The following is a 14,169-nucleotide window of genomic DNA, read 5'->3' as shown; positions in this document are numbered from 1 at the left end:
GGATTTTATAACGTGAAAAAATCCCTAATTACATTAACTATTTTTTATACTAAATGCGTATTCTTTTTTGTTGCCTTCTTTAAGGCGCATTTTTACACCAAGGGTATTTCCGTTTTTCTCCAGTATGGTTACAAAAGCAATTACGGAATAATAATCTTTGTCTCCCTGAAAGATTAGAGTTCCTTCGTAAGTCGAATTCATTACTCCTTGTTTGTCTGTTGTTACAGATACTTTTCTAGGATGACTAAAATTTGCTGTGCTATAAGTCGCTTTGTTTGCAAATTTAGCTTTTCCGTTACAGAAATCGAATAAGAAATCATAATTGCCAATTCTCAGGCTGCCTTCTTCATCACTTGCATTAGTCGAAAATACAATCTGACCTGCGTATTTAAAGTCGGACCATTCTTCTGCTTCGTTTAACCAGGCTTTATCAACAATTAGGGTTTGTGTAGTTTGCTGGGCATAACTTACAGAAACAAAAAATAACAATAAAAACAGAGCGTAATAGTTCTTCATAAATTTAAGATTTTGGGGTTATGTGACAAATTTAAGTTAAAAATGTAACAATTCCTTAACTAAAACTCTTAAATCTTTACGTTGTTTTTTGCTAAATTCGCAATAACTGGCTTTGTTCGTATTGAATTTTTGAAAATTCACAAATCAAAGCACTCAAAGAACTATTATTCTTGTTAATTGATAAAATCTAAAAACAGAAAAAAACATGGCTTTTATTACATTATATTAACCACAGTTTCTATTTGTGGAGCATATTTTTTTATTGTTGTTTCAACTCCTGCTTTTAGAGTCATTTGGTTTACGCTACAGCTAATGCAGGCTCCTTCAAGACGAACTTTGACATGTTTGTCATCGTCTATAGAAATTAGCGTAATGTCTCCTCCGTCAGAATTTAAAAAAGGTCTGATTTCGTCTAAAGCCAATAATACGTTGTTTGTTAATTCTTCTGTTGTCATAATATTAATGTGTCAATTAAAGAATGTGCCAATTAGAAAATGTCTCAATCAGATAATTTTTAAAATTACCAATAGCATTACCTAATTATCTCATTATCTAAATTATCTAATTTTTCTTTACTGCTGAACAACCTGCCATAGTTGTAATTTTAATGGCTTCTGTTGCTGGTAAATTATCATTTCTGTTTACTACTTCCTGAACTACATTTCTGGTTATTTCTTCAAAAACGGTTTCGATTGCTGATGCGGTCTGCATTGCTGCAGGACGGCCATAATCTCCCGCTTCACGAATAGATTGTACGATTGGTACTTCTCCTAAAAATGGAACATTCAGATCTTCAGCAAGGTTTTTTGCACCTTCCTGACCAAAGATATAGTATTTATTGTCAGGTAATTCTTCAGGTGTAAAGTACGCCATATTTTCGATGATTCCCAAAACGGGAACATTAATGTTGTCCTGCATAAACATCGCAACTCCTTTTTTAGCATCGGCAAGAGCCACAGCCTGAGGTGTACTTACTACAACAGCTCCGGTAATTGGTAATGATTGCATGATCGAAAGATGAATATCTCCGGTTCCCGGAGGTAAATCGATTAACATAAAATCAAGTTCTCCCCAATCAGCATCAAAAATCATTTGGTTCAAAGCTTTTGCTGCCATTGGACCTCTCCAGATTACAGCCTGACTAGGAGCTGTGAAAAAACCAATAGACAGTATTTTTATGTCATAACTTTCAACCGGTTTCATTTTTGATTTTCCATCAACAGTGATAGAAATTGGTTTTTCGTTTTCAACATCAAACATAATAGGCATCGATGGCCCGTAAATATCTGCATCAAGAACACCAACATTAAAACCCATTTTGGCAAGTGTTACAGCAAGATTTGCAGTAACAGTTGATTTTCCAACGCCACCTTTACCAGAAGCAACGGCAATAATATTTTTGATTCCCGGAATAGCCTTTCCTTTTATTTCGTTCGGATTTTCCTTGGCTTCAACTTTAATGTTTACTTTGATTTTTGCCTCAGGAGATACCAATTCAAGAATTGTTTTTTTGATATCATCTTCAGCTCTTTTTTTAATGTGCATTGCCGGTGTATGTAAAACTAAATCTACTACAACTTCATCGCCAAACGTGATTACATTGGCAACAGCACCACTTTCAACCATATTTTTTCCTTCGCCAGCTATAGTGATTGTCTCTAGAGCTTTAAGAATTTCTTTTCTATCTAATTTCATTTTAATCTACTGTTTTCTATTGAATGAAACCGATTTAAGCATTGTGTTTATTTAAACTGATTTCAGACTACAAAGATAACAGATTATGTTCGGATTCAAACCCTTTTAAATTGTATTTATTGATATTGAGATTGTTCAAAATGATTCTGTTGTTTGTATTTGCTTTCTCAAATGGCAAAAATCTAAATACGGTTTCATTTACAGAGTGCTTTCTGAGTAAAAACAGATGAATTTTACAATAAATTTTAAGAATAGGCGGACTAAAATCTCAATAATCTTCGCTATATTTGAGTACCCTAAATTTGTTATTGCAACTATTTTTTAAAAACTATCTGAAAACTTGGTTGTAGTAAATCATGGGTTTTCGTTATTTTTTGATACAATTTATTTATTAAAATTAAAATCTGAAAAGTATGCGAAATTTTACTTCTTTGTCTGTTGTTGCAGCCGTTATTTTTTCGATGTTTTCCTTTGAATCTTCAGCGAAGGAAATCGATATGAAAATTAAAATGGCCGAATTTGAGAATACTTTTATGAGCAATAAGTATGTTTCGAAAGTTACTGTCGATGCTGCTTCAATTGATCAGTTTTACAAGAAATACCCCAAATTAAAGAAATACCAAAATGACGTTTTAGATCTTTATAAAAAGAAAGAGTACAATGCCATCTGGCATGATGATAAAAGGGTGAGCGAATTTGGTTCATTGTTGTATCATAAAATACGTTTATTGAGTGATCAGGGAATCAAGGCAACGATGCCTTATATGGATTTGGTAGATGATGTTTTTAATGAAAGTGTATCGAACAAGCTTCCTCAGATCGACACAGAACTTTTATTGTCTAATATGTATGTGTTTTATGCCAGTAATGTCTACTCTGGTGTTGACCCCGCAACGTTAAAGAAAATAGGCTGGTTTTTGCCTGCAAAAAGTATTTCGTATGCAAAGATATTAGACTCCTTAATGGTGGATCCGGACAGATTGAATAAAGACGAAAATCTTTTATTTGGACAATATTATAAGCTGAAAGCAATGTTGAAAAAATACCGAACTATTGAACAAAATAATCAATGGACAAAAATCGATATCGACAGTGCGACTTACAAAGACTTAAAACCTTTTGATAGTGGTGTGGCGGTAAAGCAAATCAGAACACGATTGTTTGTGGTGGGAGATTTAGCGCAGGATTCTAAAAGAGATGTATACGATGAGGAGATGATGGCCGGGATCCTGAAGTATAAAAAAAGATACGGACTTAAGCTGAATTATGCCCTTACAAGAGAGCATATCAATCAGATGAATGAACCAATTGGAAATAGAATTAAGACCATAATGCTGAACATGGAAAGATGTCGCTGGATACCAGCAAACTTAGCTCAGGCAAGCGAATATATAATGGTAAACATACCTTCGTTTGTACTGGTATATGTAAAAGATGGTAAATATGAACTAATGTCTGATGTTTTTGTTGGAACGAGAATGACCGAAACAGTGATTTTTAGCGGAATGATGGACAGGATTGTGTTTAGTCCGTATTGGTATGTACCGCAGAGTATCATTAAAAATGAATTAAAGCTAAAAATGGCTGAAGATAAAAACTATCTGGCAGATCATAATATGGAATGGAACGGAGGCAATGTCCGACAAAAACCAGGACCTAAAAATTCTCTGGGATTGGTTAAATTCATGTTCCCGAACCCCAATGATATTTACCTGCATGATACGCCGGCCAAAAGTTTGTTTGATTTTGAGAAGCGTATTTTTAGCCACGGATGTATCAATGTAAAAGAAGCAAAAGGTTTGGCACTTGCGATTTTAAAAGACAATCCGGATTGGCCAGTCGATAAAATAGATCAGGCGATGAGCGGTGAAAAAGAAACGACTTGTACGCTAAAAAATAAAATTCCTATTTATATTGGTTACTTTACAGCCTGGGTAAATAACGACGGCGAAATAGGTTTTTATCCGGATGTATACGACAGAGATCCTCAATTGGATAAATTATTGTATTCTGACGCTGTAGCTGCAAAATAAAAATAAGCTAAATAGAATAAAAGAAACCCACCAGATTTCAGTAATCTGGTGGGTTTCTTAAAAAAATGGTCTACAAGCTTATTCGTATTTTAAATATTTCAGAATGTCTATTCTGGTTACCTGATAGGCTTTAGCCAAAACGATTATTAAAGTAAGAGCCAATAAAGAAACTAACGCAATACTAAAAGGAATAACCGAAACATTGATTCTGTAAGCGAAATCTTCAAGCCATTTTTGCAATAAAAGGTAAGCAGGTACAATGCCAATTACAAAACCTATTAAGCAAAAAACGACGTATTGTTTTGATAGCTCTTTGAGTAAGATATCCGTTTCTGCGCCCAATGTTTTTCTGATCGCAATCTCTTTCAGTCTTCTCTCCATCGAAAAAGAAGCCAAAGCGAATAATCCAAAAACAGCTATAATAATTACTACAAGGTTTAAGATGAAAAATAAATCTTTTTGTTTCACCTGTTCCTGATAAGTTTTAGCAAATCCCTTGTTTACAAATTCGTATTGAAAAGGATAATCCTGATTGATATTTTTCTCCCAATAGGTTTTGAGTTTGTCCAGAGTTTCCGTCAGATTATTTGGAGAAACCTTTACATAAACATTGTCAAAATTATTCCATTTTAAAGTTTTAATACTAATAAAAACCATTGGCGGTACTTTGTTTTGAAGTCCGGTAATGTGAAAGTCTTTGACAACACCAACAACTTTAAACTTTAAGTTCCCTTTTTCATTTCCCCAACCGGAACTTATTATTGTATTTATTGGGTTTTTAAGTCCCAGTGTTTTGGCGAGTGTTTCATTTATCAGCCAGTTGCTAATAGTGTCTGAAGCATATTTTGGAGACAAATCCCGTCCTTTTACAACCTTAATTTTCATCATATCAAGAAAACCAAAATCCATATCGACATTTCGGGGCTGTACAAAAACACCATTGTATGTAAATCCGGAACTTGAGTTGGTGCTGTTGCCAAAAGAACCGGCAAAAGTAGAGACATCCTGAACACCGGATAATTTTTGGATTTCTTGTTTTATAGTCAGGTATTTTTCTATTTTTTTATTGCGGTCGGCAGTTTTAAACGGAATTTTGATTACCTGATCACCACTAAAACCAAGATCTTTACTAGACATGTAACTTACTTGTGAGTTCACAATCAAAGCACCAATGATAAAAAAAGCAGCAATACCAAATTGAAAAATCAGCATAGAATTTCGAATCCAGATACCGCTTTTGCTTCTGGAAAAGTTTCCTTTTAAAACTTTTAATGTTTCAAAATTTGAAATATAAACGGCAGGGAATATACCGGCAAGAACAATCACTAATCCAAATATAAAAATAAGCTGGAGGTAAAATTCACTGCCATTCATGGTCAAAGATTTGCTCAGGAAGTTGTTGTAGTAGGGTAACGAAAGTTCTACTATCGCCAGAGCAAAAAGAATGGCTAAAACTACAATAATAGCCGTTTCAAATATAAATTGTCTGGTAATTTGCATTTTGCTTGCCCCTACAACTTTACGCACGCCTACTTCTTTAGCGCGTTTTACGGCAGAAGCAGTTGCTAAATTGATGTAATTTACAAGTGATAAGATCAGGATCAATACAGATAAACCTACCATGATATAAAGCAGTTGCAAATTGCCTCTTCCTTCAGGAAAATTATAGCTGGCAGCAGATTTTGTACCGTACAATCGGGATTCATCCAATTGATCAAGGATAACCTTAACCTCACCATTTTCTTTCACATATTCTTCAGGAGTCTGGCCATTTGCTTTAGCGTCTTTCATGGTCCTGTTGACAAAATTTACATTTTGCATCTTCTTTAAAACAGTTTCCCTGTCAGCACCTTTTTTGGTTTTGATCATCAAGGTGTAATTGAAGTTTCCCCAACTGTTAACGTCGCCACCTTCTAATAAACCTCCAAAAACATAATTTGGTTCAATAGAAGAAGGGCTCATAACTTTATAAACTGATTTTATGACATAAGGCTTGCTGTCGTTTATAAGAATTTTGCCAATAGGATCTTCGTTTTTAAAGATTCTTTTTGCTTCATCTTCTGAAATGGCGACACTATTTTTCTCTTTAAGAATATCCTTTTTTGCGCCTTTAACAATTGGAAAAGGAAAAATGTCAAAAAAGTCATAATCAGCAACTATTATTTTTTTGCCCATCCATTTTTGATTTTGGTATTTTATTACCTCTTCATAATACCAGCTGTCAAAAAAGCAAATAGATTCGATTTCAGGAATTGTTGCCTTGCAGGTTACGCCAAACGGAATAGTACTTGAGGCCCAGATGTCCCCAGTTGCTCCAATTTTGTTAAGAACCTGATAGACATTTTTTTTCTCAGGATTCCATTGGTCATAGGCGTTTTCATTGTTCCAGTATAAAATGGCGAAAACTACTCCGGCAATTCCAATGCTTAATCCCAGGACATTTAAAAACGAAAACAATTTGTTTTGCTTTAAATGATATATGAATATTTTAAACCAGTTAAAAATCATTTTGTGTTTTTTTATAGTTATTACAGTTGCTTTTTTAGTAACCTGACAGGTTTTATATCATTGCTAATACTTTGCAAACAAATCCAATTAGGATCAAAATTGCTGTTACAATAAACTTTATCATTTTTGAAATTATTTAGCGTCCATAAAAACATCAACATTTCTCTGGTTTAATTTTTCAGAAAATATAACGCCATCCTTCATATGAATTGTTTTTTGCGAGAACGAAGCATCATAATCAGAGTGTGTTACCATCAAAATAGTAGCGCCTTTAGCGTGTAGGTCAGTTAAAAGTTCCATTACTTCATTACCATTTTTACTGTCCAAATTTCCTGTTGGCTCATCGGCAAGAATAATTTTCGGGTCGTTTACCAAAGCCCTTGCTACAGCAACCCTTTGTTGTTGTCCTCCGGAAAGCTGTTGCGGATAATGTTTTAATCTATGAGAGATATTTAATTTCTCGGCAATGGCTTCAATTTTTTGTTTTCTGTCGGCTGCTTTTACATTGTTATAAAGCAAAGGCAGTTCGATATTATCATAAACCGAAAGCTCATCGATGAGGTTAAAGTTCTGGAAAATGAAACCAATATTTTCTTTACGAACAACAGCTCTTCCTTTCTCTTTTAAACCAATCATTTCCTGATCTAATAATTTATAACTTCCGCCATTGGCACTGTCTAAAAGTCCTATGATATTTAATAAAGTAGATTTTCCGCAACCAGAAGGTCCCATAATAGTGAGGAAATCTCCTTTTTTTATTTCTAAAGAAATCCCGCTTAAAGCTGCTGTTTCTACTTCTTCGGTTCTAAAAACTTTGGTTAAATTTTGAATTGTTATCATAGTTCTAAAATTTTAGTTGTTAATGATTATTTTGATTGATGATTGAAACTTTACTAATTGTAAATTATTAATTGTGAATTATTAATTGTGAATTGTAATCTGTGACTGAAAACTGCGACTGAAAACTGAAAACCGTTACTGAGTATTAATCGACAGCTCCTCAATATCTTTATAGTCAGTATAAGAGGAAGTAATGACAGATTCGCCTTCTTTTAAACCTTCCAGAACTTCGTAATACGAAGGATTTTCACGTCCTAACTTTATATTTCTTCTTACGGCTTTATTTCCTTTTGCGACAAAGATCCATTTTCCTGCTGTTTCCTGATTAAAACTTCCTTTTTGAATCACAAGAGTTTTGTTTTTCTCGGATAAAATCAGTTTCACTCCAAAGCTCAATCCGTCCTGTAATGCAATAGCATCTTTAGAGATAAAAGCCAGTTCTACGATAAAATGTCCGCCTTTTACTTCCGGGATCACTTTTGTAACCAGAACTTCCAGATTTTTTCCTTTGAATTCAACTTGCCCTTTCAAGCCTTCGCGTATTTTTTCAAGATAAAATTCATCAACATCGGCAGTAAGTTTATAACCTTGCTTAGAATCTATTTTTCCAATACTTTCGCCAGCCTGAAATGTTTTTCCTAAAACAGGCTGAAACGAAGTCAGCCGACCAGATTCCGGAGCTGTAATCAGGAAATTCTTTTTATTGTTTCTCAAAATATCCAAACTCTTTTCCATGGTCTGAATCGAATTGTTGATTTGCGAAATCTGAATCTGATTGGTTTGTTTCTCTTTCTGAATACTTTGCTGAATTGTTCTTTTTCGTTCTTCCTGAAAACGAAGGCTTTCTTTAAACGTATTCCAGTCATTTCTGGAAATCACCTCTTTCTCATACAATTTGGCATTCATGTCGTATAATCTTTTGGCATCATTATAATCGTGTTCGATCAAAACCAAATCTTTGTTCAAATTTAATTCCTGATTTCTAATATTCAGTTTCCCTGTGTTCAAATTATTGATTTGCTCGATAATTGCAGTTTCCTGAGTCAGGTAATTCAATTCAGTATTTGGGTTGTACAAACGTGCCAATGATTGACCTTTAGTAACTGTTGCGCCATTTTCGACAAAAATCTCTTTTACAGACCCTCCTTCTGTAACATTGACAAGCATGACATTTAGAGGTTCTACTTTGGCCTGAAAAACAACAAAATCTTCAAAAAAGGCTTTTTCAACTTTTTGAATACTTAGTTCTTCAGCTTTTACATTTAAACTTCTTTTAGTGTTAAATGATAAAAAGACGATTGTAGCCAAAACTAAAAAAACTCCAATTGCTATTGTGAGATATCTAAATTTTCTATTTTTACGAGGAATTACTTTGTCCATTTCTTTAATAATTTACTGATTACCAATAGGTAAATACTGTGCCATAAAAAGTATTATTTGTAAAGCATTGATTTTAAAGAAGCTTTAAAAAACATTCAAAAAAGAAGTGTTCGATAATGAACAGTTGACCGTTCGTTATCGAACAAAAAAAGATACCATGCGAAGAAAACTAGCCCAAATATTAATCGTTGACGACCAGGAAGAAATTCTTTTTTCGGCAAAAATGATCCTCAAAAAACATTTTGAAACCATTTTTACTGCAAATAGTCCTAAAAAAATCATTTCTATTTTAAATGAAAATGAAATAAACGTGGTTTTGTTAGACATGAATTATAGAATTGGTTTTGAAGATGGGCGGGAAGGCATTCACTGGCTCAAAGAAATAAAAACACTTTCGCCTCAAACCGTTGTGATTTTAATGACGGCTTTTGGAAAAATTGATACCGCTGTTGAAGGAATAAAAATTGGTGCTTTTGATTATGTTTTAAAACCGTGGAACAACGAAAAACTGCTCGAAATAATTGATAAGGCCGTAACCGAAAGCCGAAAAAACACCAAAAAAGTAGTAGAAGAAAAACCGGCAAAAAACTATTTTGTTGGCAATTCTCTTAAAATAAAACAAGCCTATTCTATCGCTGAAAGAGTTGCCAGAACAGATGCAAATGTTTTGATCTTAGGGGAGAATGGGACAGGAAAGTATGTTTTTGCCGACTTTATTCACCTGAATTCAGAACGGAAATCACAGCCTTTTGTGCATGTTGATTTAGGTTCTTTGAGTGATAATTTATTCGAAAGTGAACTTTTTGGTTATGCCAAAGGCGCTTTTACAGATGCCAAAACAGATACTGCAGGCAGATTTGAAATAGCTTCTGGCGGTACTATTTTTCTGGATGAAATTGGGAATATTCCGTTGCATTTACAATCGAAACTATTGCACGTTTTGCAAACCAAAACCGTAACCCGTTTGGGCGAGAGTAAAGCAAGACCATTGAATGTTCGGGTAATTGCAGCTACAAATAGTGATATAAAAACGGAGGTCAAAAACAAAACCTTCCGCGAAGATTTGCTGTATCGCATTAATACCATGGAAATTCATTTGCCTTCGTTACGCGAACGAAAAGATGATATTGTACCAATGGCATATTTTATTCTGGATAAGATTGCCGAAAAATACCATCAGGAAAATTGGCGTTTTGATGATAATGTAGCGCCATATTTAGAAAAATATCCATGGAAAGGAAACATACGAGAATTGGAAAATAAAATTGAGCGCGCCTTGATTCTGGCGGATAACAATACTATTTCGGTAAATAATCTGGATATTCTCGATTTCGAAGAAATTCAGGAAAACGATGAAAATCCGTTATCAGAAATGGAAAAAAGTGCGATAGAAAAAACACTCTTCAAATACAACGGAAACATCAGTAAAACGGCCGAAGAATTGGGTTTATCAAGAGCAGCTTTATACAGAAGAATCGAGAAATATGACTTAAAAAATTAATTTTACCGCAAAGCACGCAAGGTATTTTTTAGGTTTGTTTTTAATTGGTTTTATTAAGTTCGCAAAGCTGTTTCTAGCGAACTTTGCGAAACCTTTGCGAACCTTGCGGTTAAATATTCAGCTACAGATGCCAATAAAAAAAATAATAATGAAAAACTGGAAATTTTATAATGCTTTGTTTATAAGGGTTCTCTTTATTATGATTCCCTTTTTCTTTTGCGTTTTTTTGATTTATAAAACGCTTTATTACAACGCAATTTTGGTAGGTTTTTTTATGTTTTTATTGTTGTTTGAAATGTATTTTTATATCAAAAATCATTCATTGTTTTATGATAAAATATTGCTTTCGATTTTGCAGAATGATTTTTCGACCAATTTTCCGGAAGACTATAAAGAGCAGAAATTTAATAATCTGTACCTTTTATATAATACCTTAAAATACCAGCAGCAAGATCAGACTTCAAAAGAATTGATTTATAAATCGATTTTGAATAATATTGATACGGCGACTTTAATTCTTGAAAAAGAAAACGAAGACTGGAATATTTTTTTAATGAATGATTGTTTCTCCGGTTTATTCAAAGTGCCAAAAGTCAGTCATTGGAAATACCTTAAAAATTATTTGCCGTCACTTTGCAATGAAATTGAGCAAACAGAATTTACAGAATTAAAATCCGCAATTTCGATTAAAATCGAAGATCAGGATTTACAGACCTTTATGCTCCAAACCTCTTATACGAAAACCTATAACAAAGAGTATTTTATTATTTTACTGGACAGTATTCAGCGTGTGATTGAGAAAAAAGAAAAAGAGGCCTGGATTAATCTGATGAAAATCATCTCACATGAATTAATGAATTCCTTAACGCCAATTCGTGCGCTTTCGCAGAATTTACTTCATATTGTGGATCAGGAAAAACTGGAGGATGATGATTTTGATGATATCAAGAGCAGTATTTCGACCATCATAAACAGAAGTGACCACTTGCAGGTTTTTGTTGAAAATTACAGAAAGCTGGCGATGCTCCCAACTCCAACCAAACAAATGACGCCAATAAATTTACTTTTCGAAGATTGTATGCGCATTATGAGTCCAATCCTGAAAGCGGAAAATATCGAATTGGTAAACGAAATTAGTAGTCCACGATCTATTTTGATTGATAAAAGTCAGATCGAACAAGTGATTATTAATCTAATTACGAATAGCGTTTATGCCTTGAAAGAAAAGGCTGAAAAGAAAATGTTTCTGTCCAGTTATACAGAGAACAATCGTTTTTTCATCATCATTTCAGACAACGGAAAAGGAATCGATCAGGAAATTAGGGATAAAGTATTCCTTCCATTTTTTACCACCCGAAAAGACGGTGCCGGAATTGGTTTAACGCTTTCTAAAAATATTATCGAAGCCCATGGCGGTTACCTAAGCTACCAAACTGATGAAGATAAAACGAGCTTTGTGATTTGTTTGATTTGATTTTTTTTCACCATATAAGTGATATAAGTTCATATTAAGCATTACGCATAAATCTCTCGCAAAGACGCAGAGTCGCAAAGAAAATTTAAAAATAAAACTTTGCGACTTCGCGTCTTTGCGAGATTAAATGACAAAGTGAATCAAGACAATACTTTAAATGAACTTATATAACTTATATGGTGAAAACCTTTAAAATTCAACCTCAGGCATCCAAAAGTGCTTTTCGAAATCTATAATTTGATTATTTACGACTTCAATTCCTTCGCTTTCCAGCAGCTGCTGCATTAAATTAGTTCCGTCAAAATGGTGTTTTCCGGTCAAAAGTCCTTTTCGGTTTACGACCCTGTGTGCCGGAACGTCTTCCATGTTATGACATGCATTCATTGCCCAGCCTACCATTCGTGCAGAACGAGCGGTTCCTAAGGCTTTTGCAATTGCGCCATAAGAAGTTACTTTTCCGTACGGAATTTGTCTGGCGATCGCATAAACGCGTTCAAAAAAATTATCTTCAGCCATAAAATTGATTTTACTTTGAAGTACTCATTTATAAAATTTCACGCAGATTTAAATAGATTAAAGCAGATTCAAAAGGATTTTTTTTAAATTTTCATCTGCTTTAATCTGCAAAATCTGCATGAAACAAATTCGAAAATCATTTTAATCTGTGAATCTCGATAGCTATCGGGAGTGGCTTATATTTTATTAACCAAAATAGTAATTCAGGATATTGAAAAGCGTAATAATGGCAATTAAACCCGTAATACTTCCTATAATCGTATTCATATTTTTCATCAGATAATCGGTTTTCTTCTCGATTCTTCCAAAGAAACCAATATAGCTGTACAGTGCCGCAAACGAACCTAAAACAGATCCGAATACAAAAGTGAAAATAATGTTGTTTTCAAACACAAAAAGGTGATAAGAAGCTAGCGTAACACTTACCACAACATAATACGGGATAGGGAAGAAGTTCAATCCTGAAAGCAGCATTCCTAAAAAGAACCGGCTTTTTTTACTGCTTTTCTTAATCTTCGATTTCTTGGCTTTTGGTTCTTTTGCGATAAACAAAAAGTAAATCGTCAGAACAGAAAATATAGCAAATCCAACCTCGCGCAGTAATGTTACAACATCAGGGCGATTATCGATTACCTGAGCAAATAAAACGGCCAAAGAAACCTGAAAAAAGATTACTAAAACCGCACCGGCAACAAACCATAAGGCATTTTTCTTCCCTTCTTTTAAGTTCACTTTCGCAGCCGTCATGTTGATTAAACCTGGCGGAATAATCCCAATGAAAGCGGCAATAAAACCTGAAAGTAATGGGGTAAGTAATGCCATTCAGTTATTTAATGGGTTGAAAAATGTTTTTAAAACTTACTTAGTCTTTAATCTTAAAGCGAATATACGTAATTGCCTTGTTAATTTCTAAATATTGTTTCTCGTAAAAAGTCTGAAAAGCAGTAACTTCCTCAGGACTTCCTTCGTTTGTATATACGTTATGATTTGCATATAAAACCTCATGTCCCTCACCGTGAAGCAATCCAAGCGTATAACCGTGCATGAATTCACTGTCGGTTTTAAGGTTGACAACACCGTCTTTTTTAAGGATTTTTTTATACAATTTCAAAAACTCAGAGTTGGTCATTCTGTGTTTCGTTCTTTTGTACTTGATTTGCGGATCCGGAAAAGTAATCCAGATTTCATCCACTTCATTTTCATTAAAAATATGGTCGATCAATTCGATTTGAGTACGAATAAAAGCCACGTTATGAAGTCCGGTTTCTACAGCAGTTTTAGCACCTCTCCAGAAACGCGCTCCTTTAATGTCGATTCCAATAAAATTTTTGTCAGGATATCTTTCTGCTAATCCAACAGAATATTCTCCTTTTCCACATCCTAATTCTAAAACTAATGGATTATCATTTTTAAAGAAATCAGAGTTCCATTTCCCTTTCAGAGGCATTAAATCGCCTACAACTTCTTCTCTGGTTGGTTGAAAAACGTTTTGAAATGTTTCGTTTTCTCTGAATCTTTTTAGTTTATTTTTACTTCCCACTTTTACAAAAATTTTCAGCAAAATTAAGGAATATAAACGAATGAAAATAGCGCAATTGGGTTTTAAAGTTTTTTGCCACCAATTTTTACATTTTGGATCTTTTTTCACCGCAAATTACACAAATTTCCACAAATTAATATAATGAGCAAAGTCAAAAAAAATTTGT

12 protein-coding genes are annotated in these 14,169 nt (G+C 33.8%); 3 read left to right on the top strand and 9 right to left on the bottom strand.

Features of this window, described 5'->3' with window-relative positions:
* Positions 1–33: 33 nt before the first annotated feature.
* The 3 genes from B0A67_RS17780 to B0A67_RS17770 all read right to left on the bottom strand — a co-directional run bounded on the left by B0A67_RS17780 (position 34) and on the right by B0A67_RS17770 (position 2,211).
* The gene (locus B0A67_RS17780; RefSeq protein ID WP_072955221.1) at positions 34–516 is read right to left on the bottom strand and encodes a hypothetical protein; all 483 of its coding nucleotides are present in this window, start codon (positions 514–516) and stop codon (positions 34–36) included.
* A 215-nt stretch (positions 517–731) separates the two neighbouring features.
* A complete protein-coding gene (locus B0A67_RS17775; RefSeq protein ID WP_055097397.1) occupies positions 732–971 on the bottom strand; it encodes a NifU family protein in 240 nt (79 codons plus the stop codon).
* 106 nt (positions 972–1,077) lie between these two features.
* Positions 1,078–2,211 carry an Mrp/NBP35 family ATP-binding protein gene (locus B0A67_RS17770; RefSeq protein WP_072955219.1) on the bottom strand — a complete coding sequence of 378 codons (1,134 nt, stop codon included), beginning with the start codon at positions 2,209–2,211 and terminating at the stop codon, positions 1,078–1,080.
* A 413-nt stretch (positions 2,212–2,624) separates the two neighbouring features.
* On the opposite strand from B0A67_RS17770, the gene B0A67_RS17765 reads away from it, so the two are divergent.
* Complete coding sequence (locus B0A67_RS17765) at positions 2,625–4,244, top strand: L,D-transpeptidase family protein (protein WP_072955216.1); 1,620 nt, start codon at positions 2,625–2,627, stop codon at positions 4,242–4,244.
* A gap of 78 nt (positions 4,245–4,322) precedes the next feature.
* On the opposite strand, the gene B0A67_RS17760 is transcribed toward B0A67_RS17765, so the two are convergent.
* The 3 genes from B0A67_RS17760 to B0A67_RS17750 all read right to left on the bottom strand — a co-directional run bounded on the left by B0A67_RS17760 (position 4,323) and on the right by B0A67_RS17750 (position 8,972).
* On the bottom strand, positions 4,323–6,752 hold the full coding sequence (locus tag B0A67_RS17760; RefSeq protein ID WP_072955214.1) for an ABC transporter permease: 2,430 nt from the start codon (positions 6,750–6,752) through the stop codon (positions 4,323–4,325).
* A 132-nt stretch (positions 6,753–6,884) separates the two neighbouring features.
* Positions 6,885–7,592, bottom strand: coding sequence for an ABC transporter ATP-binding protein (locus tag B0A67_RS17755; protein ID WP_072955210.1), 708 nt, complete (start codon positions 7,590–7,592; stop codon positions 6,885–6,887).
* Between the two features lie 135 nt (positions 7,593–7,727).
* Positions 7,728–8,972, bottom strand: coding sequence for an efflux RND transporter periplasmic adaptor subunit (locus B0A67_RS17750; protein ID WP_072955207.1), 1,245 nt, complete (start codon positions 8,970–8,972; stop codon positions 7,728–7,730).
* 157 nt (positions 8,973–9,129) lie between these two features.
* Between B0A67_RS17750 and B0A67_RS17745 the strand changes: the two genes are divergently transcribed.
* The gene (locus B0A67_RS17745) at positions 9,130–10,473 is read left to right on the top strand and encodes a sigma-54-dependent transcriptional regulator (protein WP_072955593.1); all 1,344 of its coding nucleotides are present in this window, start codon (positions 9,130–9,132) and stop codon (positions 10,471–10,473) included.
* 148 nt (positions 10,474–10,621) lie between these two features.
* On the top strand, positions 10,622–11,947 hold the full coding sequence (locus B0A67_RS17740) for a sensor histidine kinase (RefSeq protein WP_072955588.1): 1,326 nt from the start codon (positions 10,622–10,624) through the stop codon (positions 11,945–11,947).
* A 189-nt stretch (positions 11,948–12,136) separates the two neighbouring features.
* Here B0A67_RS17740 and B0A67_RS17735 read toward each other — a convergent pair whose 3' ends face one another.
* From B0A67_RS17735 to trmB, 3 genes are all read right to left on the bottom strand, one after another.
* The gene (locus B0A67_RS17735; protein WP_072955204.1) at positions 12,137–12,463 is read right to left on the bottom strand and encodes an MGMT family protein; all 327 of its coding nucleotides are present in this window, start codon (positions 12,461–12,463) and stop codon (positions 12,137–12,139) included.
* Between the two features lie 186 nt (positions 12,464–12,649).
* Entirely contained in the window at positions 12,650–13,285 is a 636-nt protein-coding gene (locus B0A67_RS17730; protein WP_072955201.1) for a LysE family transporter, read from the bottom strand.
* Between the two features lie 40 nt (positions 13,286–13,325).
* Positions 13,326–14,003 (bottom strand): tRNA (guanosine(46)-N7)-methyltransferase TrmB, encoded by a 678-nt coding sequence (trmB, locus tag B0A67_RS17725; RefSeq protein ID WP_026982683.1) that lies wholly within the window; start codon positions 14,001–14,003, stop codon positions 13,326–13,328.
* Between the last annotated feature and the right edge of the window lie 166 nt (positions 14,004–14,169).

Origin of the sequence: Flavobacterium aquidurense (genome assembly GCF_002217195.1) — a bacterium.
GTDB classification, from domain to species: domain Bacteria; phylum Bacteroidota; class Bacteroidia; order Flavobacteriales; family Flavobacteriaceae; genus Flavobacterium; species Flavobacterium frigidimaris.
Note: the sequence above shows the minus strand (reverse complement) of the source record. Positions and strands in the feature narration are given on the sequence as shown.